General features: G+C 59.0%; 17 protein-coding genes and 2 pseudogenes. 10 read left to right on the forward strand and 9 right to left on the reverse strand.

Features of this window, described 5'->3' with window-relative positions:
- The 7 genes and pseudogenes from icmH to MHI61_RS29085 all read left to right on the forward strand — a co-directional run bounded on the left by icmH (position 1) and on the right by MHI61_RS29085 (position 9,448).
- Complete coding sequence (icmH, locus tag MHI61_RS29055; RefSeq protein ID WP_097664601.1) at positions 1 to 1,326, forward strand: type IVB secretion system protein IcmH/DotU; 1,326 nt, start codon at positions 1 to 3, stop codon at positions 1,324 to 1,326.
- Position 1,327: 1 nt separating this feature from the next.
- Positions 1,328 to 4,858, forward strand: coding sequence for a type VI secretion system membrane subunit TssM (tssM, locus tag MHI61_RS29060; RefSeq protein ID WP_239792931.1), 3,531 nt, complete (start codon positions 1,328 to 1,330; stop codon positions 4,856 to 4,858).
- Complete coding sequence (tagF, locus tag MHI61_RS29065) at positions 4,840 to 5,388, forward strand: type VI secretion system-associated protein TagF (protein ID WP_239792932.1); 549 nt, start codon at positions 4,840 to 4,842, stop codon at positions 5,386 to 5,388. Before tssM ends, tagF begins: the two co-directional genes overlap by 19 nt.
- Positions 5,385 to 6,496, forward strand: a pseudogene (locus tag MHI61_RS29070) (DUF2169 domain-containing protein). The gene tagF and the pseudogene MHI61_RS29070 overlap by 4 nt, the downstream one beginning before the upstream one ends.
- Positions 6,493 to 7,536 (forward strand): 3-oxoacyl-ACP synthase, encoded by a 1,044-nt coding sequence (locus tag MHI61_RS29075; RefSeq protein ID WP_239792933.1) that lies wholly within the window; start codon positions 6,493 to 6,495, stop codon positions 7,534 to 7,536. Before MHI61_RS29070 ends, MHI61_RS29075 begins: the two are co-directional and overlap by 4 nt.
- Entirely contained in the window at positions 7,536 to 8,522 is a 987-nt protein-coding gene (locus tag MHI61_RS29080; protein ID WP_097581199.1) for a DUF4150 domain-containing protein, read from the forward strand. Before MHI61_RS29075 ends, MHI61_RS29080 begins: the two co-directional genes overlap by 1 nt.
- The gene (locus MHI61_RS29085; RefSeq protein WP_097581200.1) at positions 8,519 to 9,448 is read left to right on the forward strand and encodes a hypothetical protein; all 930 of its coding nucleotides are present in this window, start codon (positions 8,519 to 8,521) and stop codon (positions 9,446 to 9,448) included. The genes MHI61_RS29080 and MHI61_RS29085 overlap by 4 nt, the downstream gene beginning before the upstream one ends.
- Here MHI61_RS29085 and MHI61_RS29090 read toward each other — a convergent pair.
- The 5 genes from MHI61_RS29090 to MHI61_RS29110 all read right to left on the reverse strand — a co-directional run bounded on the left by MHI61_RS29090 (position 9,439) and on the right by MHI61_RS29110 (position 14,387).
- Positions 9,439 to 9,789, reverse strand: a complete 351-nt coding sequence (locus MHI61_RS29090) for a hypothetical protein (protein WP_097581201.1) — start codon at positions 9,787 to 9,789, stop codon at positions 9,439 to 9,441. The two genes, MHI61_RS29085 and MHI61_RS29090, sit on opposite strands and share 10 nt — an antisense overlap.
- Positions 9,789 to 10,214 (reverse strand): DUF6484 domain-containing protein, encoded by a 426-nt coding sequence (locus MHI61_RS29095; RefSeq protein ID WP_222138208.1) that lies wholly within the window; start codon positions 10,212 to 10,214, stop codon positions 9,789 to 9,791. Before MHI61_RS29095 ends, MHI61_RS29090 begins: the two co-directional genes overlap by 1 nt.
- 11 nt (positions 10,215 to 10,225) lie before the next feature.
- Positions 10,226 to 12,532, reverse strand: coding sequence for a type VI secretion system tip protein VgrG (gene tssI / locus MHI61_RS29100; protein ID WP_239792934.1), 2,307 nt, complete (start codon positions 12,530 to 12,532; stop codon positions 10,226 to 10,228).
- Between the two features lie 186 nt (positions 12,533 to 12,718).
- Positions 12,719 to 12,973, reverse strand: a complete 255-nt coding sequence (locus tag MHI61_RS29105; RefSeq protein ID WP_239792935.1) for a hypothetical protein — start codon at positions 12,971 to 12,973, stop codon at positions 12,719 to 12,721.
- Between the two features lie 13 nt (positions 12,974 to 12,986).
- Positions 12,987 to 14,387, reverse strand: a complete 1,401-nt coding sequence (locus tag MHI61_RS29110; RefSeq protein ID WP_239792936.1) for a glycosyltransferase — start codon at positions 14,385 to 14,387, stop codon at positions 12,987 to 12,989.
- A gap of 42 nt (positions 14,388 to 14,429) precedes the next feature.
- On the opposite strand from MHI61_RS29110, the gene MHI61_RS29115 reads away from it, so the two are divergent.
- Positions 14,430 to 14,945 carry a hypothetical protein gene (locus MHI61_RS29115; RefSeq protein ID WP_239792937.1) on the forward strand — a complete coding sequence of 172 codons (516 nt, stop codon included), beginning with the start codon at positions 14,430 to 14,432 and terminating at the stop codon, positions 14,943 to 14,945.
- 106 nt (positions 14,946 to 15,051) lie between these two features.
- Here MHI61_RS29115 and MHI61_RS29120 read toward each other — a convergent pair whose 3' ends face one another.
- The 4 genes from MHI61_RS29120 to MHI61_RS29135 form a co-directional block, all read right to left on the reverse strand.
- Positions 15,052 to 15,372: a hypothetical protein gene (locus MHI61_RS29120; protein ID WP_239792938.1), complete on the reverse strand. Its 321-nt coding sequence runs from the start codon at positions 15,370 to 15,372 to the stop codon at positions 15,052 to 15,054.
- A 196-nt stretch (positions 15,373 to 15,568) separates the two neighbouring features.
- On the reverse strand, positions 15,569 to 16,867 hold the full coding sequence (locus MHI61_RS29125) for a phosphoribosyltransferase family protein (RefSeq protein ID WP_239792939.1): 1,299 nt from the start codon (positions 16,865 to 16,867) through the stop codon (positions 15,569 to 15,571).
- Between the two features lie 33 nt (positions 16,868 to 16,900).
- Positions 16,901 to 19,042 carry a caspase family protein gene (locus MHI61_RS29130; RefSeq protein ID WP_239792940.1) on the reverse strand — a complete coding sequence of 714 codons (2,142 nt, stop codon included), beginning with the start codon at positions 19,040 to 19,042 and terminating at the stop codon, positions 16,901 to 16,903.
- 559 nt (positions 19,043 to 19,601) lie between these two features.
- A complete protein-coding gene (locus MHI61_RS29135) occupies positions 19,602 to 19,790 on the reverse strand; it encodes a hypothetical protein (RefSeq protein WP_239792941.1) in 189 nt (62 codons plus the stop codon).
- Positions 19,791 to 19,939: 149 nt separating this feature from the next.
- Here MHI61_RS29135 and MHI61_RS29140 point away from each other — a divergent pair.
- Positions 19,940 to 20,129 (forward strand): annotated as a pseudogene (locus MHI61_RS29140) (hypothetical protein).
- A 213-nt stretch (positions 20,130 to 20,342) separates the two neighbouring features.
- A complete protein-coding gene (locus MHI61_RS29145) occupies positions 20,343 to 20,561 on the forward strand; it encodes a hypothetical protein (RefSeq protein ID WP_239792942.1) in 219 nt (72 codons plus the stop codon).
- Positions 20,562 to 20,607: the final 46 nt, after the last annotated feature.

The raw sequence follows: 20,607 nt of genomic DNA on the forward strand, positions 1-20,607 counted from the left end.
ATGGCAAGTGAGGATCCATTCGGTCTTTCAGGCGATAAGGGTCGTACACGCATCCGCCCCCCGCCCCCGGCGAGCGCAAGACAGCTTCCTGCTGGCGGAATCCTGGCAAGAAGGGCGCGGTCTCATCCAAACAGACTGATCAGTGCCTTTGCAAAGTTGCTCGAATTTGCACCGGAACTCGAAAGTGCGTTGCCACCGAGCAATCCAGAAGTGCTGCGAACGAGACTGATGGAAGAGCTCGTTTCAGCGCGAGACGCTGCGGTGGCGTCGGGTTCGGCCCTTGCGCGGGCGGACTCGGCTGCCTGGGCTGTCGCCTCGCTTCTCGACGACCTTGCGCTGAACACGCCCTGGGGTGGAGCAAGCGCGTGGCCGCGCCAGCCGCTGGTCGTCATGCTCCGTGGCGATGTCGATGCCGGAGCGCAATTTTTTGCCCGGTTGGAAGAATTGGAGCGCCATCCCGGTCGTGATCAGGAATTACTCGAGCTTTATTATTTCTGCCTGGCGCTTGGTTTTCGCGGCAAGTACCGTGTGCCCGGCCGTGCTGGCGACCGCTCGATCAGCGCCGTTCGCGCCGCCGCGGCTCGTTTCCTGCGTGACGCCGATGCTGAAGCTGCCCCGCTCTCGCCCAGATGGGAGGGCGTTGCGGCGGCTGACGAGCCATCCCGTTTTGCCGTGCCGATCTGGGTCCTTGCCGTCGTTGCGGCAGCGCTGTCGACGGCAATTTACATGTTGTTGTCGATGCGGCTCGATACCAAGGCTGAGGAGCTCGCAACGCTGGTGCGGGCACTGCCGCCGCCCGAGCGGGCGGAAATATATCGCCCCGAGAAGCGGACACCACCGCCGAACGCACCACCCGTAGAGCCCGTTATTTTCCAATTGCTGCCGGAATTTCGCGCCGCAGCGCCCGCTTCCCTGCTGCCGGCCCTGAAGGGAAATGAAAACGCCTCTTCGGTCACGCTTCTTTTGCAGTCAAGCACACCGGAGCTTTTCCAGTCTGCCAGACCCGAATTGACGAAGGGCTTTGAACCCCTCGTTGCTTCCATTGCAGCGGTTCTCAAGCAGAATGCGGAGCTGATCGGCGGTATTACCATAACCGGGCACACCGACAATGTCCCGCTGCAAGCGAGCAATCCGCTGTCCAACAACCAGCGCCTTTCCGAAGCCCGCGCTGCGACGATTGCCTCATTGCTGGCCGCCTCCGGCGTGCCGACAGGGCAGCTGAAATCGCAAGGACGCGCGGCGACACAGCCGCTTGCCGCAAACGACAGCCGCGAGGGTCGGGCCGCCAACCGCCGCATCGAAATCCTTATTCAAAAGAGGCTCTGAGATGGCGATCTTCCGGTTCCTCTGGGCTGTTCTCACCTCTCGCTGGCTCTGGACCTTCATCGGGCTCATTTTGCTGTCCCTCATCGTCTGGATATTCGGTCCTATCGTCAGCGTCGGAGACAGGGCGCCGTTTGCTTCCGAGATCGTGCGACTGGTCATCATCGGCCTTTTGTTCCTCGTGTTCATCATCTGGTGGGTTGCGGCGCGGCGGCGTGCGGTGCGCGCCAACCGTCTCTTCGTTTCCGAGATTGCCCCGCAGCCCGAGGCTCCGCCAAGTCCAGCTGAAGAGGGCGTTGCCGCCGTCGGAGCGAAATTCCGGGAGGTCATGGCGGATCTCAAACGCCAGAAGGTCGGCGGCCGAAAGTTTCTCCGCGAGATGCCTTGGTATGTCATTATCGGCCCGCCTGCGACGGGCAAGACGACAGCCCTCCGGCAATCCGGATTGAGTTTTCCAATCGATCTCACCGACGACCTTCATGGCGTCGGCGGCACGCGCAACTGCGATTGGTTCTTCACCGAGGAGGCGGTGCTGATCGATACCGCCGGTCGCTACGTTCAGCAGGAGAGCCAGCCGGAGGTCGATGCAGCGGAATGGCTGGGCTTCCTCGATCTCTTGAAAAAGCACAGGGGCCGTCGTGCGTTAAATGGCGTCATCGTGGCGCTCGGCATAGACACGCTCTCGGAAGACGATGCCGCGATCCGGATGCATGGAAGGCAGATCCGCAAACGCTTGACCGAGCTTCAGGAACGCATCGGCATCCGCTTGCCAGTCTATCTCATGCTGACGAAAGCGGACCTGATTAAGGGCTTCGAAAGCTTCTTCGGGGCGCTCTCGACGGCCGATCGTGAACAAGTGTGGGGAGTGACCTTCCCGCCACGCGCCCGCATCGAGGGCATCGAAGTCACCGAGGAATTCTCGGCCTTGGCCGGCGTGCTCGAACGACGTCTCATTCCGCGCCTCGAAGGCGAGGAGAACCTGACCGCCCGGGCGGAAATATTTCGGTTCCCAGCCCAGGTCGAAAGCCTTTCAGAACCAGTTCGTGTGCTGATCGAGACCGTCTTCGGCGAAAGCAAATATGCGGAAAGCGCCTGGTTGCGGGGTATCTATCTGACCTCCGCCACTCAGGAAGGTACGGCAATCGACCGGCTGACGGCAGCATTGGCCTCATCCTTCGGCCTGCCTGCCCAACCCGCTGCACCTATGTTGCGGGTCGAAAAGCGCAGCTTCTTCCTCAAAGACCTGCTGACGAAGGTCATTTTCAAGGAGGCTGGCCTCGGCACCTTCGATCCGGCTGCAGAGGATCGGCGTATCTGGATCTGGCGCGGTGCCGCCGTGGCAGCAACAGCATTCGTGGTCATCGCCGGCCTGTTATTCACGATATCCTATCGGAAGAACGACGCCGCCCTGGCGGCGCAGGCCGAACAGCTCGAGGCCCTGCAGCTTCCCCTGACGCCGGTTGCGGCACGCCAAGCGCCGGTGGATCCCCTCGACCTTGATTTGGCGCTCGAAGCCGCCACGGAAGTGGTGAATGCACGGACCCACCAGCCAGGCGGAATAGCCGCCTTAATAGGTCCTTCCGCTGAAACCGAAATTCTCCAGGCGCAGTCGGACGCCTACAACCGCAGCCTGCGCAATATATTGGAGCCACGCATGGTCGCGCTGCTCGAGGCGACGATGTGGCGGCAGATCCGCGATCCCGAGTTCCAGTTGGGGGCGCTGAAAACCTATCGCATGATGACCGGCCTGTCGCCGATGGACACGGACTTCGCCAAGCAATGGTGGACGGAGAAATTGCCTGAATCGGCGCCCGTGCCACCTTTCAAGACCGAGATGGCAGCAGATCATCAGCTTGCAGCGATCGACAATATGGCAACGGAACAGGCCTTCGTCGCTCCTGACGAAGCGCTGGTAGGCGAAGCGCTCCGCACGATCTGTTCGATCCCGCTGCCGGTGCGCGCCTATAGCGCGCTGCTCTCCGATCCGGAGGTCACGTCGCTGAAGGAATGGATCCCGGCAGATCATGTCGGCCCGAACGGCCTGAAGGTTCTGGCGCGGCGCTCCGACAAGACGCTGAGGGTCGGCATCAGCGGTGCCTTCACCTATGACGGATTCCACAACGTGATCCTGACCCGGATTGAAGACGTCGCAACGCAGGCCGCGCTGGACCGCTCGGTTTTTGCCGGCGGATGCTCCGAGAGCGCCAGCCCGTCGGTTGCCACCCTCTCGCAAGATATCCTCAAGCTCTACTATGACGACTATATCGCCAAGTGGGACAGCTTCATGCGTGACGTCAGGCTTGCACCGCTGGCTGACCTGCAGACGGCCAGCGAAAACCTCAAGGATCTCTCCAGCGCTGATTCCTCAATGAAGCGTCTGCTGACCGCCATCGTGCGCGAGACGGAACTGACCCGTGCCGATGACGGAGGCGGCGGCCAGGCTCCTCCGCCAGGAGCATCCAAGCTTTTGTCCAAGCTTGGCAAGATCGGCAAACTCGCCGCCAAGGGCGTGAAGATAATGCCGAAAGCCGGCTCTAAGTCGGATGTCGATCTCTCGGGCGCGCTGGTCGCCGAGCATTTCAAACCCATCAGAGCGGCCATTGCCGAGGTCGATGGCCAGCCTCCCGCGCTCAATGATGCAGTCGCAGCCTTGACCGCGCTGTCGAACATGCTTCAGACCGTGTCGGCAAGTCCGGATGCGCAGGATGCAATGAAAAGACAGGGTGGCCTGGCGGAGCTGACCGGGGCAGTGGCGAAACAAGCCGTGACCCTTCCCGATCCGCTGGACGACTGGCTGGCCGGACTGGCCGGCAATACGAGCGCGCTGGCAACAGGGGCGGTCACTTCTGAGCTCAACGCCATCTGGCGTGCCGACGTGCTTCCCTTCTGCCAGGCGGCGCTTACCAATCGCTATCCGTTCGTCCCCGACAGCGCAATCGATGTCAATGTCGTTGATTTCCAGCGCGTCTTCGGTCCCGGCGGGCTGATCGACAGCTTTATCAATAATAATCTGGTCAACTATATCGACACGACCAGTCACCCCTGGAAATGGCGCTCGGACATCAAGCTCGATCCCCGGCCTCTGGCGGCGCTGGAGCAGGCGCGGCTGATCCGCGACAGTCTCTTTCCGGGAGGCGCGGGGCCGATCCTGACCTTCACGCTCGAACCGAAAGATCTTTCGCCGACAGTCAGCCGCGTGACCTTGAATGTCGACGGTCAGAGTCTCTCCTACTTCAACAACCCGACGCGCCCGCAGCCGATGACCTGGCCCGGCAAGGATGGAACCGGCGTGATCACCCTCGCCTTCCAGCCCCTCGACGGTTCGCCGGAAGTGATGGTCAGCGAGACTGGAAGCTGGGCGTTTCTGCGGATGCTGCGCGCCGGTCGGCTGAGCGGGACCAATCTTGCCGAGCTCTTCAAGCTGCGCCTTGCTGCCCAGGGCTACTACGCCGACTTCGAGCTTCGCGCGGCAAGTGTCGCCAATCCCTTCGACTTGAAGATGTTTGCGAGGTTCTCGTGCCCGACGCAGCTTTGATCCTGCCCGGATTTTTCGGAAAGCTGCCGGCGATGGGCGATTTCGTCACACGCAACCTGCCGGCCTCCTTCGTCCGGCGGTGGGATCGGTGGATCAGCCGGCATCTGGTTCACCGATTTTCGCAAGGGCCGATGGAGAGCGCTCCGGTGCTGCGATTTCTGCTCGGCGGAGAGACATTCGGCGCGATGACCGGCGTGATCCTGGCAAGCGCTGATCGTGCGGGCCGGCGGTTTCCGCTGACCATCGCAGCACCGCCCCCACTTGCCGCCATCGAGATTGCAAGCGTGGCCGCAGAATGGTTCGGTCAGTTGGAGGCGACAGGGACGTCAGCAAGAGACCATAGGATGGACGGCGACGCGTTGGCCAGCGCCCTTGCGGCACTGCCTTATCCGGCGGCCAAGGCGTGCGACGGCCCGGTTCGGGGCATGGTCTTCTGGACATGGGGAGGTGAGATAACTGCGATCGACGCTGCCATGCCCGAGGCCGCGCTTGGGCAGTTGTTCCCCGAAGATGAGAGCCATGTCCCATGAGGATCTGGAACCAGACCGGTTACCCGACCGAATTCACGATGGGCATGGACAAACAGGGCCTGGAATACATCGTCGTTGTCGTCAAGGGAACCTTCGACTTTCCCGATGTCGGGGGGGCGTCGCGCAGAAATCGCCCGTGCAAGTCCCGCTGGTCATGGCCGACACCTACACTGGCGAACCGGGTTATTCGGCAACTCTTTGGGAATCCGACTTCGCGTTCCGCAAAACCTTCTGCGACGTCATCGCCAATGGATGCGCCTACGCTCCACAGGGCCGTCCAGCAGACCGCGTCACGGTCGGCATCAAGATTGGAAACTGGTCAAAGGTTTTCGAAGTCCTCGGTCAACGGGAATGGCGTGCTCGAGGCCCGACCTTCGTCGCGACGGCTGCTGAACACTTCCTGCGTCAGCCCTTCTCATACGATACGGCTTGGGGTGGTGTGGACCGGCTCGATCCTGATGAACAAACGCCTGCAAGTTACAAGCAAAACCCCTACGGCACCGGTTGGGCGCGCACGAGCAATCAGCGCCTTATTCCCGGCCTAAGGCTGCCGAATACGCAAGCAGTAAACGAAGAGATCCGCTCGCCGTTCGGCGACTATCGGCCGATGAGTTTCGGCCCTTATGGTCGGGGTTGCCCGGGCAGGATCGAGTTCGCGGGGACCTATGACCAGAACTGGATCGACAACATCTTCCCATTCCTGCCTCCCGATTTCGATGAGCGCTATTTCCAGATGGCGCCACCCGATCAGCAGATATCTTACCCCGAAGGTGGTGAGCAGGTGATACTCATCAACCTCACTCCCGAGGGAAAGACCTGGTTTTTGCTGCCCGATACGGCACTGCCAATGACGATTTTTCGCGATAACGAGATAGTCCTCGACAAGATCATCCGACCCGACACGCTGCTGTTCGACATCGAGAGCAGGCGCTTATCAATGGTCTGGCGAACGGAGGTGCGGATACGGAAAGTCATCACCGAGTTCGAGGAGGCCTGGGTCGGTCCTCCGACTGCGACGATGAGAAGGGCTCGGGAAGAAGGCAAGCAATATATCCGGGACGTGGCAACGCAGAAGGAAATGGTCGCTGATGATGAGGTGAGCGCATGACGACCCGTGCGCTTGACGTCCTCTCCTGCGGGATGGTGACCGCCGTTGGTCTCGATGCGCCTTCGGCCTGTGCTGCCATACGTTCGCGCATTGATGGATTTCAGGAAACCCGATTTCAGTCAGGCCCGGATGAGCCGATCATCGGCGCTCCGATCCCTTTGATGCCCGAAGTTGTGGGCGAGCAGCGAATGGCATACATGGTGGCTGCCGCGATCCGAGAAAGTCTGGATGCCTTGTCCACCCCGCGTGCAATGGCCACCCAACTGGTACTCTGCGTTCCCGAGGAGGGCCGTCCGGGTTCTCCGATAGAAGACAGCGTACGGCTCGTACGCCGAATTGGCGATCTCCTTGGAAATTCTGCCACCGGCCCCACGCGCGTGATCAGCGAAGGAAGGCCGGCAGGACATGCCGCCTTGCGAACGGCAGCGCGATTGTTGGCCGATCCTGACACGGACCACGTCGTCATCGCCGGTGTGGATAGTTATCTCACGGCTGGAACGGTCACACACTATCTGGCCGAGAACCGGTTACTGACACCAGACAATGCCAACGGTTTCATTCCGGGCGAAGCCGCCGGCGCGATCCTCTGCGGCCGGGCGGGACAGGGCAGTTTCCAACTCGCCGGGCTAGGGCTCAGTCGAGAACGGGCTTTCATCTACAATGGGCTCGATGAGGACGGGCTGCATCTACCATTGCGTGGCGATGGGATAACGGCGGCTTACAGGGAGGCCTTGGCGGAATGCGGGATCGAAATGGCGGATCTTGGCTACAGGATCGCAGATCTCATCGGTGAGCAATATTGGTTCAGACAATCGGCCCTTGCGTCGATCCGGCTGGTGCGCGGGGCCCACGATTTTCAGGATATCCGGTCTCCCGCCGAATCGCTCGGCAATGTAGGTGCCGCCGTCGTGCCTATCATGGTCGGAATGGCGATGACCGCCGCCGCCAAGGGTTATTCGGGTGGCAATCCCGTTCTGATCGAGGCATCCAGCGACAATGGTGCTTGCGGTGCTGCGATCTTCTTATCCAGGGTTCCGTGATGGGAAATGTCTTTGCAAACGGATTGGAGATTTCGGGCAAGGACACCGATGGGAAGACCATCGCCGCATTCCCTGACACCTGCTTCACTCCGCCTCAGACGCCCGCGACGCCACCAGGCGTCCCAGTTCCCTATCCGAGCTTCGGCACGTCGAGCGACACCGACAAGGGGACTAGCACCGTCAAGATCGGAGGCAAGACGGTCAACATCAAGAACAAATCATATCTGTCCAAGACAACCGGTACGGAAGCCGGTTGCGCACCAAAGAAAAACCTCATTACCTCGAAGAATACCGGCAAGGAGTATTTCCACTCCTGGTCGAATGACGTGAAATTCGACGGCGAGCCGGTCATCCGCTTCAGCGACATGGCGACCAATGACCACGCATCGCCTCAGGCCGGTACGCCGCCTTGGGTTCATGTGCTCTCAGCAAATGTCGGAGGAATAACGTGCGGCACACTCCTGCAGAAGATGAACCTACGGCTGCATCCGCACAACAAGAAGAATTGTCCGCAGGGATATCAGTCGGAACACTACGTCGGAAATGAATACTTTCAGCCCGATCGAGCTCATAATACCTCGTACGATCAGTGGAAGGACTACAGTGTGAACAAGGCCCCGTGTGTCTGCATCCGTTCGATGAAGCACAAGAAGGGCGGCGGGTTCCAGGAAACCGGCAAAGGAAGCCGCAAGGACACTCCCCATGACACGAAGACGAAGGCGGTCAACGACTACAACGCAAAACTGGAGGCACAGACTGGCAGGTCGCCCAAGCTACGGGGGGCTGTCGCCAAGGGAACGAAGTCGATCTCCGAACAACACAAGGAGTGCAAGAATTCGAGCCCTGCCACGCAAGAGAAGGTCGCGAAATGCCTGACTATGATATTTATGGCCTATATTCAGAGCGTCGTCGGTCCTCCGCCTCCCAAGAAATCGATGGAGGAGCTTAATGAGATGCGGACGATGCGTCACAGGACAGTGGCATGACCGGGCGCAAGACAATAGATGGGGTGCCCTCAGAGGACGTCTATCTGGAGGTAATGCGTGGCTTTCATCTTGGCGGCACGATTTTTGGCGTGTCGATTGAACTGAGCGATGAATATAGAGAACGTGGGCGTTCCTATCTGCTGTTGGTGGAGTTTACCGGGCGGAGCGCCCGGTTTCACGTGCTGTTGCAGCTAGAAAACCAGATGTTGGCGCACATCAGCAGTTCGCAGGATGATCATGTGTTTCTTGAGGTCGGCGGCCTGACCCATTTCCTGCGCGGCGGTTCGCACAGCACCGCAAGGGCCCCGGAACCCTTCTTTCACAAGATGTTCCGTCTGCCTGATGGGGCGCTCTTCATTTACGGCGAGGACGGCTGCGTGTGTCGTTTTGATGGCATTTCGTGGCAGCCGATCCAACCCGTGGTATCGTCATTCCTGAGAGCGATGCATGGGCCGTCGGCCGAGCTCCTTCACGTGGCCGGTAACAACGGTACCCTCCTCCATCTACAGGGGGACCGTTGGCGGCAGGTCCCGCTCAATTTCAACCGCTCAATCGAAGCGATCCATGTGTCCCCCAACGGGGCGATCAGCATCGGTTGCGAAGACGGCATCTGCTTTGAGTACCGGGACAATCTGTTGAAGGAGATTAAGGCGCCCGACAGTGATTTCATGTCGATATGTGACTTCAAGGGCGCGCGGTTTTGGGGTGACAATCACTTCGGGATTTTTGTCGAAGACAATTACGTCCTGAAAGAGTTCAGGGCTTTGGACTTTGCCTATGCGATGCAGCCGTCGCCCGATTTGCTCGTCGTCACCGGGTGGAAAGAGATCTTCGTGTTTGACGGAAATTCCTGGTCGGGGTTCGAATTTGGCTACGATGGACAGCTGTACATTCAGGTCATCGATATGAGCAGGCGTTATCTCTGAGCGCTTGCGCCGTTGGCGGTCAGATATTCCCTGACCTTGTCCGGGTCCAGTTCTTTCACAGGGATCAATCGTCTGGCGCTCAGCATCCGCACCACAAACAGCTCGCCTGCCTCGGGAAATTCCGCATATCGTTCCTTGGCGATCTCCTGCCCTGCCTCCCCCGCCACTCGTAACCCGTCCAGATGGGCCTCAAGCCGCTCGACCAGGCGAGCGAGCCGCTCCTCATCCATGTCAGGATTTTCGTCCGGATGAAGCAGATGATAGTCATAGACGGTCCATAGAAACGCCGCCATCTCGGCATGTTGGCGGACAATATCGCGAAGAACGGGCGCGGCTGGCATTAGTTGAGGTTCACCGATCCACCACGGACGCGATTGGCCGCGCTAGCGTGGCTCGTCACATAGGTGCCGCGGATGGTGATGTGCCCGTCCTTTTCCATGATGATGGTCGCCTTGCCGCAACGGAGCTCGATCCGCTCCTCGGCGGTGATCTGCACGCGCTCGCCGTCACGGACGACCGTTGGCGTCGAAGACCTGCGGGCCGGATCGATGATACGGCCTACGATTAGCGGTCGCGACGCATCTCCGCCTTCGAAGAGCAGCGCAACTTCGGCCCCGACCATCGCGGAGGTAAGCTCGGCCAGGCTTCGCGCACGTACGGCAATTTCCTCAGGATTGCCGGGATAAACGACCAGGGGCACACCTGCATCGAAACCGAGCAGCAGCCCGATGACCACTCCCTCGATACGCTCCACTACATCGGACATATGATCCTTCCTCAATTATGATTGATCTTGCTGCCCTTCCATGTGACCTCTCCCGAGGCCTTGCCGTTGAACTTGCCCGAGGCGTTGATCGAAATGTCCTTGCCTTCGATCGATATCGTGCCGTCCTTTTTCATCGCGATGCTTGCCGACCCGCACTTGATCACGACCGAGTCTCCAGCTTCGATCAGCAGGTCCTGTCCGATCTTGATCGCTCCATCCTCGCCCACCTCGACGAGACTGCCCTTGGCGACTTTCACCGCCCGGCTGCCGCCAATTTCCGTCGCATCGTCGTCGCCGATCTTGGCGCTGCGCGCTTTGCCGATGCTGCTCGTCTGCCCGCCACCAATCGACACGCTCTGGTCCGAACCGACGTTCCAGCTGTCGGAGGCGCCGATGTCGTGGCTCTGGCCGGCACCGACGCTGACGGAACGGGACGCGCCGATCGTATTCGATTGCGTCGCGCCGACCGATCTGGTCTCTGTCGCGCCGACGCTATCGACGCGTGCGGCGCCAACCGTTACTGTCTGGACGATTGCGACGGTCTGGGTATGACTGGCGCCGATCGTCTCCGTCGAGTTCGAGCCGATACTGATCGTCTCGTTAGCGCCGACGGTCAGAGATCGGTTGACCCCGACCGTCTCGGTATCGTTCGATCCGATATTGACGGTGCGGTCGACACCCACCTTGGTCGTCTTGTTGTTGCCGACATCCTCGTCCAGGTTCACGCCGACGGAGTGTTTGGCGTTGTTGTCGATGCGATCCGACTGATCGTGTTGGACGAGCTTGCTGCGATCGTGCTTGATCAAAAGGTTGTGGTCCTTCTGCGCCTGGAAATAGACCTCCTCCGATCCGGCTTTGTCTTCGAAACGCAATTCGTTCCAGCCACCGCCCCCCGGCGAGGAATTCGTCTTCAATCCGGATTGCGTGGCGTTTCCCGGCAACTCGTAGGGCGGCATTTCCTTGCCGTTATAGACCCTGCCGGTGATGATGGGTCGGTCAGGATCCCCTTCGAGAAAGTCGACGATCACCTCCTGGCCGATCCGGGGAATCTGGATGAAGCCCCAGCCGGCACCGCTCCAGGTCTGCGACACGCGCACGAAACAGGAACTGTTCTGATCCTTCTTGCCAAGGCGGTCCCAGTGGAACTGCACTTTCACGCGTGCATATTTGTCGGTGAAGATCTCCTCGCCCGCTGGACCGACCACGGTCGCGGTCTGTGGCCCGCGCATGACCGGCCTTGTCGTGGTGCGCGGCGGCCGATAACTGATGGACGTCGGAGCGACCTGAAAAATTGCCCGGAAGGTTTCTTCCCCTGCATCGGCGGCAGGCCGGTAGCCGGGGTCGAACAGACGGTAGTCAGCGCGAAGCACGACATATTCCGCGTTCTGATCCTTGCGAGGAAAATTTTCAAGCTTGAACGTGGAGCCCGATGCAAGTCCACGTACCGTGCCGGCGGCAGCGATCCGCTGATGTGCCGCCTGAATCTCCTCGCGCCGAACGACGGCAACCGCATCGCCGCGGCCGACCGTCAGATGCGTGCCCGGATGGCGATAATGCTCACCCTGCGCCTCTGCGTGAGAGAAAGGTTGCGCCGATTGCGCCATGAGGTCGGCGCCCGGCTTGGTGAAATCGTAGTCCGTGTGAGCGAAAATGCCGGGCTGGACGGAACTGGTCGAAACCCAGTCCGTCATATATTCCTCATCCCGACGCACGGGATCGCCCTCGGCCCGGAACTTGACGCTCGCATAGCCTGGCGCCGGCTTCAGCTTGTTCATTGCATCGGCAAGGACGAGGGTGTGTTCGCCCTCGGCATACTCGAAGAAATACATGATGCCTTCGTGCTCGAGCAGCCGCTGCACGAAGTCGAGGTCGGTTTCGTCATATTGCACGCAGTATTCCCTCGCCTCGTAGGAACCCTGCAACCGCTTTTCGAATTTTGCCACCTTGTATTTCGAAAAGATCTTCTCGACGATTTCGACGACGCTCATATTCTGGAAGATACGGCAATCGGTGCTGTTGCCGAGCAGCCAAAGCCAGGGCCGCACCTCCGCCTCGTAGTAGGCAAACCTCTCCGCGATGCGCGTCAGGCGAAAATCCGTGACGAGCCCGCTGAACCAGCGCTTCTTGTCTCCGCTTTCTCCTTCAACCGACAAGGGTTTTCCGAGCAGCTTCAATGCGTCGACATTCTCATCGGAACTGATGAAGCCGACAGTGAAGGCAAAACACCGGCTGACCTCATCGCCGCCGATGAAATGCGTGAAGGTCAACGCTTCGGATCCGAGCGGCGTCTGGACGGTTGTCTTGCGATCATCAGCCATGCGGAGAATGCCCCTGTCTCGTGACGCCGGCGATCCTGATGGAGAAGCCTAGCACAAAGGTCCGTCGCCTCGGAAGTGACATCAACAGTGCAACCATCCGATGCCTGTCGCGTGGCCGTCCGGTAGACCACAACGCCTGAAAGAAGGGGATCTGTCTGAGCTGCGCAATCGGGCGCTGCGAAAATGTCATACGCGGGCGATCGATCCCCCAAGCGCGCGATCAGTCCTGACAGAGAATGCGAGCTCTTCAATCGCCAGTGCCGCTTCACGCGCTCCATTGGCAAAAACGATGCGAGCTGCTCGCATACGATACTGGGTGAGAAAATCTTCCGACAGGGCGAGTCCGATGGCCTCGTGCGCTCGCTCGACATCCACCGCTCTCAGACAAAGCCCCAAACCGGAGCTTTGCGCATAGGCGGCTCTGACGGCCTGCTCGTCCATCTCGGGCGCCTCATTAGGAACGAAGATTGCCGGGATGCCGCCATAAATCAGATTCGTGGAAGCTGTTGTAGCCGGCATTCGTGATCATCAGGTCGACGGCGTTGAAATATCTGGCGATCGGATAGATCGCCTTTTGCACGGTGCCTCCAATATGAGCCTCGCGCTTCGGGGCGAGGGGATTGACCGCATCGATGATCTGGACGCCATGTTTGAGCAGCCCGTCGATGATCGCCGGCCGCAGCCGGCTGACGTCGAAATTTCGTTCGGAACCGAGCTGTACGACGGCGACGAGACCGGCAGGATCGACACCGAGAGCCGAGGCAGCTTCTGCCCGCGAGAGCCAACCGTCATTGTCAACGAGGAGGATTGGAGAAACGCCGATCACGCCGGCGCGCAATTGCGCGGTGATGCCATGATCTTCGTCCGCAGCGAACTCGCCCGGCTCGATCACCATGTCGAACCGATGCTGCATCGACGGATCGAGACCATGACGGGACGCCCACATCCCGCGGCGGATCCAGACCCAGTTCAGATCGGGACGGGCGGCCAGCACTTTCAGCAGGCCGGGAAAGGGATGGTTGCTGTCGAAGACGACGCTGTTGATGGCAAACGCCTCCACGGCGGCCAGCAATTCCTGTGCGAAGACCTCATTCCAGCTGTCGTCCGTGACACCGATCTTCGGGGCGGACGGTATGTAGTCGACCGGGTGCCCACGTGCTTCGATAATCGAAGATCCGGCCGACATTGTCAGGAAAACGGGCTCCATGTCAGGCGACATGCGCTCGGCGATTGCCATCAATCGCGTGATGTGGCCAAGGCCTATGCCGTTTGTCGCGACAAACAGGACACGCCGCCGTCCCATCAGCGACCGTTGCGGTCTTCCCGGCCCGGAACTGACCGTTGCGTGCCCGCTCGACGCGGAGAAAGCATCAGCGTCAACGACCTTGCCGACGGTGGCGAGCGCGGGAGGCGAGCTAAGCCCGAGTTCGTCATAGACCGCACGCATTCTTTCCGGGTATCGGCTCGTCGAAAACTTCTTCTCGACCAATGTGCGCGCGGCTGCCGACTGTGCGCTGAAGGCCTCGGGAGAGGCGAGAAATCTCTCCAGAACGTTGGTTGTTTCTTCAGGTCGGCAATAAACCGCACCATCTTCGAACAGGTCCCGAAACGATGGGTCCAGAATGGTCACAAGCCCGCTCGCCATCGCTTCGGCAATGCCAATGCCAAACGCCTCAACCCACTGCCGGCTGTGAAAAAACACGTAAAAATCAAGCCTGTTCAGAAACTGAGGCACACCGCTGTTCGAATAGGGCGAGATGTTCCAGTTGGATCCAATCAAAGGCACGATCTGGTCTGGCACACCGCCCATGACCTTAACCTGGACATTGCCAAGGTCGGGATAGGCCGCGCGCAAGTCAGCCTCGCTGTCCGGCCATTTCAGGAGATCGCGACGCGAATGTCTGCCGATAACCGCCCGTTCGCGGGGTGGCTGCGTGGTCCTGATCGGCCACTCGTCAAGGTCGACGAGATTGAAGAGATCATGACGCAAGAGCTCAGGTCTGCCGGCGATAATGTCTTCGAACTGATGGCGCACCTTGGGGCCGACCGGTGCGAAGATGACGGGCGCCCCGAACATTCTCTCCAGATTTCGTTTCACTACGTCGATATTGTATTGCGCATTCCCCACTCCGTCGAAGGGCGGATGCTGGACCGAAAGGAGGACGACCTTCGATCTGAGGCGCAGCGGCCGTGTCGGCATGTGCGCGAACGCCAGGGGATTATGCGCGAAGAGAATGTCGCACTCGACTGGCTCCTCGCCCGTCAGCCACGGCACCTCCTGACGCTCAAGAACGTCGAGAAGACGTTCCTCGAACCGCCTGGAACGGATGTCGGAAACGCCGAGAAATGGAATCAGAGCCGTCGAGAGGCCAAATTGCCGAGCGGATTGGATCTCGACCCGCACCGCAGATGAGGAGCCGCCGTAAAATCGAGGATCGGCTGCATGGACAATATCAAAATGCATTCGAAAGCCAGATGGGTGCAACCCGATTCAATTCCCAGTTGACAGGTCAGTTGCTTCAATAAGCGCTGCCGCTACGGCCGAAAGAAGAGTTACGTTGGGGACTGTCCAAATTCCTGACTGCAACGGGCTTTGGCTTGACCGACCGGGTGATCCTTGATGCCGCAACCGGGACATAGGAACTGTTGGGATAGCTGCTGATAAAATTGCGATAGGCTTGATCGGTGTTGCTTCGCCGTGCGTTGCGCCAGGCCACGTCTTCAGCGGCGGTCGACGCACCTCGGTAACCGCTGATCATCGATGCCAGCGTCATATTCGAGCCTTGAGAGGTGCATGAGGCAAGTATCAGCGTTCCGAGGATAGAGATCTTGCGAAGCATATATTGCCCTCCCCGCAGCTTATTTTAGTAAGCATTCACAAACCACGAAAGTCAAGGCCAACAAGGTGAAACTCATTATTTTCGATGGCCCGATGCGGCCTTGAAGGACTTCTCCGGCCTGTCAAGCAACGAATAGATGCACGTTTCAACCTTGAAGATTAATCAGCTGTTTGTCTTAAGTGTGCCCGCCTTTTCGCTATGACAATTGCTCGGCAAGGAATTCCTCGAAGCTCAACCCCAACGTCACCTCACGCGAGATCGCCCATTTTCGCAAAATAAGGTCGTAACGCCTGCGCACATAGTCCTGATATTGGCCGGACGAAAGCGACGGAAGGTGGTGCACCTGCGGAATGAATTCGGCCGGCGTCTCTGCCCGGGACATGAGTTCCTGATGGAAATCGGAAAGAACGATGATCGGATATTCGTTCTTGGCGGTGCAAATCTTGCGGATGGACTCAATGGCTTCGAGAAAGCCGTCTGGTCTTGGCCCGAGCCAGGTGACAAGCGTTCGAGATTTTGCGCGGTTGTGCGCGTCGGCAATCATATAGCGGAGTTCCTCGGGCATTGTCTGCTCGCGCCTCAAAAACGCGAAAGCATCGAAAGGCATTCTCATATTGAACAAGCTGCGCAAGGGAGTGGTCGGTAAAACCATCTGGTGGGTCTCGGTGCAAAGGACTGGCTTGTTCGATATCCTGGCAATCTCGTTCGCCTGCCGAAGATTACTCTCGACAAAGATTTCCGCATCACACTGCCGATAGAAGGCGGCTTTGAACCTTGCGTGGGTGCCCCGCCGCCGACGCTCCGCTGCGCTCGGCAGATCGAGCATGATGAGCTTGCCGTAGTCGATCGCATTTGTGCGAAGCCAGGTTTCGGTCAAGGACCTGTACTTTTCGAGCCGGCTGGTGACGAGATAGGCGATGAATCGCGTCGGTTTGTGAAGCGCCCGTGCATTTCTCAAGAAGCCTTCATAGGCCGGGCCATCGTCATTTTCCGTATCGGTCGGGTCGAGGCAGAGCACCCCGTCAATGTCGATGCACGCCTTCGATAACAGGCCATGATGCATGAAATTCCACTGGAACAGCCTTGGCTGTTCGACGACCTCGAATATGACGTCGACATCATCGACGCTATCGGGCAGGCCATAGACCGCCGCGAAGACAAATTGAGCGCGTGTTTTGCATGTCGTCAATTTGGCTTTGGCTTCCCGCATGGCGCCACCGGTATTGATGCTGTCGTCGAGGACAAGAACCTTTCGAGCGTGCGATGCGCTCCTGAACGAGGCCGTATTCTTCGTTGCACCGAACGAATAAACGCGGCCTTCGATGAAACTGTCCAGGTCGGTCGTCGGTAGGTTGGCGACAAGGCCGAGCATGTTGGCGGCCAGCAAGCCGCTGCGTGGAATGCCGACGACCAGATCGATCTCGCGAGGAAGCATGTGCAACCCGTTGACGATCGCCTTGTGAAGATCCGATATCGAGCGATACTGCATCCGCATGCCGATGCCCCCGTTCAGGTCAGCTCCGGACCGTCATTTGCCGTTCTGTTCCAGGAAGAGATCGACCTGAGCCTCCATCTTTTGCCGTGTTGCCGTGTCAAGTTTCTTGCCGATCGCCGCGCGCGCTTCATCGGCTCGATTGACGCCCAGCTTTTCGGCCAGCACCCCATAATAATAGGCAAGCGGCACATCCGCCTTTCCCGTGAAGCTGCCTTTGTCGTAACCGAAGGCAAGATCGAGGTTGGCCAGTTCAAGGCCGCGATTGGCAGATAACTTGAAAAGGGAAAGCGCTCGATTTCGATCAGCAGGAAGTTTATCGGCGCCTTTCAGGTACAGCCTCGCGGCATAGTAGGGGGCGTATTTGTTGCCCATGTCCGTTGCCTTGAGCAGGGTCTCCAAGCCACGTCCAAGGTCCTTTTTGGTGCCCTCTCCGCTGATATAGGCCTGACCCAGATTTGCCATGGCGTCGATCTGGCCAGTATCGGCCGCCGCGATGTAAAGCGCTACCGCCTGCGAGGCATCCTGCTTTACACCCGTGCCCAGCCTGTAGCAGTCACCCAGCGCCGTGATAGCGTTCGCCCATCCGCTGGAAGCGGCAAGACGATACCAGAGAATGCCTTCTTCCGGCTCCCTCGAGACACCTTGGCCAAGAATATAGGCCGTGCCGACGTTCGTGCGTGCGCGCAGGTTCCCCATTTTTGCGGCCGCCATGTAGTAGGAGAGAGCCTGATCGTAGTCGACCTTCCGGCCGATCCCCATGCGTGCCATATAGCCGAGGTTGACGAGAGCCGCGCTATACTGATGACCGCCGGCGACTTTGTAGAAATACTCCGCCCAGTTGTATCGACCGGCGATCTCGAGAACGCGACCAAGCTGATATTGCAGCCGGGGATTGTTCTGGTCTGCTGCAAGCGCAAAGGCGCAGGCCCGCAACGCGTCGCGCACATTGACGAGACCATTACTGACGCCGGGGACTTGTCGCTGCGGATCGTTCGGGTCAGCACCGTAAAGATCGCATTCGGTCACAAGACTGCGCATCCCGCCCGCCGTCTCGGGCAGTAAACTCGGCCACATCCTGAACGTTTCGCTTACCGCTCGCTCGCCCGATTGCTGGAAGACGAACTCCTTAGCCTCGGAGTCGCCCGCGCTCGGCACCTGGCTGGCAATGGATGAGGCGACAAGACTTTCGCGGACATAAAGCCCGCGTTTCGAAAGGGCAGCAACCTGGACACGGCTCTTTTCTTCCGCCTCCGCCGCGTGCGCGCTTTGGGGAAAGATCTTTGCGAAGCGCTCGAAATCGGCAGGATCTGGACTATCCTTGATGAAGGTCCACAGCACCTCGTCAATATTAACCGGACTCGAGGTCTCGGTGGGCGGAACGACGGCTTCCGCGTTCAAGATTGCGGCCTGTGGCCGGAACACGAACCGCGTTTCGATCGAGCCGGTGATCCAAGGTATTTGGGCATTGCCGGTCGCTTGCCTGACATCGCCGCGAACCGTTCGAAACGTGTCATAAACATCTAGGTTCGGTCGCTGCAGGGCATTGGCGAGCGCCGACGAATAGGGACTGTTCAGCCCGGTGCCATCATAGGCGACTTCACCGGCACTCGTTGCATAAGCTACCAAGACCTGCCCGCTTCCCGCCTCAGTATCTGCCAGCCCCTGACGAAGGCCTTGGAAATTTGCAGCCGGATTGTTTCGGCATGCATCAAGAATGAAGAGCTTCAGCCCGACAGGATCGTTCTTGACGATATCGATGAGATCATTGAGGACGAGTGCATCGGCGACGACCCGTTGCGCAGAGCTGGTATCGACGTCCACGGGCAATAGGAGATTGCGGCCACTGGCCTGCAAGGCGTGGCCGGCATAGTAGAAGACGGCAATATCGGCACCGACCAGATGCGTCCGAACGGTCTCTTTGAGATCCTTGACCGCCTCTTTCTTCAGGTCGTAAAACAACAGCACATCGAAATTCAATTCGGTCAGGGTATTGGCGATCAGCTTGGCGTCATTCTGGGGATTGCTCAACGGCGCAAAAGGATAGTCACTATTGCCAATGACGATTGCCGCGCGCTTTTCTGCGTGAGCAGATCCCGTGAAGACTTGACACGCGATCAGCAGGAATAAGCAGATAAGAAAACGTGGAACTCGCCCCAGCGCAGATGTGGAAACCATCACTATCGCTCCAATGAGAAGACCATGCCCGAAACCATTGGTGCAAAGCCTGAACCTTGCTTGTCTGCCTGCCACTCCCGTGATCGAGAATTTGAAGTGTATAAGCTTCCGGATAATCTCACCAGTCTACCTATTTACACACCAAGCGGTAGCCGTTCTGCAATACAGCAGACGTGGGGCATCGACACCTCAGGCCGCCGCGTCACCTCGGCGATAGAGGTCCTTGCTCCGACCGCCGCGTACCGACGGTGAGCATGAGGCTCAAGACACAAGAGGCTGCCTGCTCCACATGGCGGATGTGTCTAAAATCTCACACCCATGCGCTCTCGCCTCAAGTCTAAGATAATTCGCCCAGTTCATCATCTCGGGATTAGCGAGCTCAGGCTGTTGCCGATCGAACATCAGCCGAGCGGCTCTGTGGCATCATCGCAGTCGACAAGGATCGGAACATAGACGTGCCAAGCTGCGGCGACCGCCCCTTCAGCCAAGAACGAAAGCCGAGTTTGGCCTTCAAATACGACCTGTCGTCCTGACGTGGCAATTTCGGCGATCCTCATCATCATTCGACCGTCTTGGCCAACTGCCAAGCTCCGCCTGATCCATATTCCCGCATCATGTCCTCAGCGCTCGGCACGCCTATCGCGTCAAAGAAGAGAACATCCGTATCGTCGGGAGAGCGCTCGGCAATTACCAGAGTGATGGTGGTTTTGCCGGAACCAGAGGCTCCAATCAGTATCGCTGCGGGCATGGTGTCCTCCGCTCGAAAGCCGGCGCCGCGCTTTAAACGAATAACGGAATCTTGATCGGGCGCAACAGTTTACCGATCGCCGCATCCGCCTATCTGCAGGGTAATCACACTGAAGACGCTGGCTCTCAGCCGGCGATGGAGAGGGTGGGATGCTCCAGATTCGCAAATCATTGGCAGCCGTAGCAGCCGTCATCGCGGTTGCCTTGTCGTTGTCTTCCTGCACGACCAGCTCAACCGAACTCGTTGCAAACCGGCTCGGTTGGATATAGCAGCGTCGATTATGGGCTCAGACCTGCCTGCCGCGACGGTTTTGGCAACGATCGTCCCTGCAGCTATTAGTAGCAACCGCTACTTGGAAGTGCGTCGGGCCCTATCGTGCAGATCCAGGAGCCATCCGGATCGAGTTGGCATTCACTCCAAAGCGCTATCTGCCAAGCCCGGGTTGCCGGGGCTTTTTGTGCCTGATCCGTCGAAGCGATCTCGGCAAACGTTAGCCGACTGGCATTCGCAATGCCTCACTCGCCGTAGTGGCCAATTCCGATGATGGCGGTCATGACAAAGACGCAGAATCCAACGGCAATGCCGGCGAAAACTCCAGCAGAATCCGGTCATCTTAGCAATGAAAACAGTAGCTGCCGGAGGCACCACCAGCAGAAGGAGCGCTTGCACAACACCGAAAGCGCTATCCTGGATACCTTCGGCGACCTATTGGAGCGCAGTGACCCACAAAAATATGCCGCCGAAAACAATCGAACCAGCGCAGGCACCTAGAGTCCAGCCGTAGCGTCTTGCCACATTCGCCAGCTCCCAGAGAGCG

The organism is Rhizobium sp. K102 (assembly GCF_022385315.1).
GTDB lineage: Bacteria > Pseudomonadota > Alphaproteobacteria > Rhizobiales > Rhizobiaceae > Rhizobium > Rhizobium croatiense.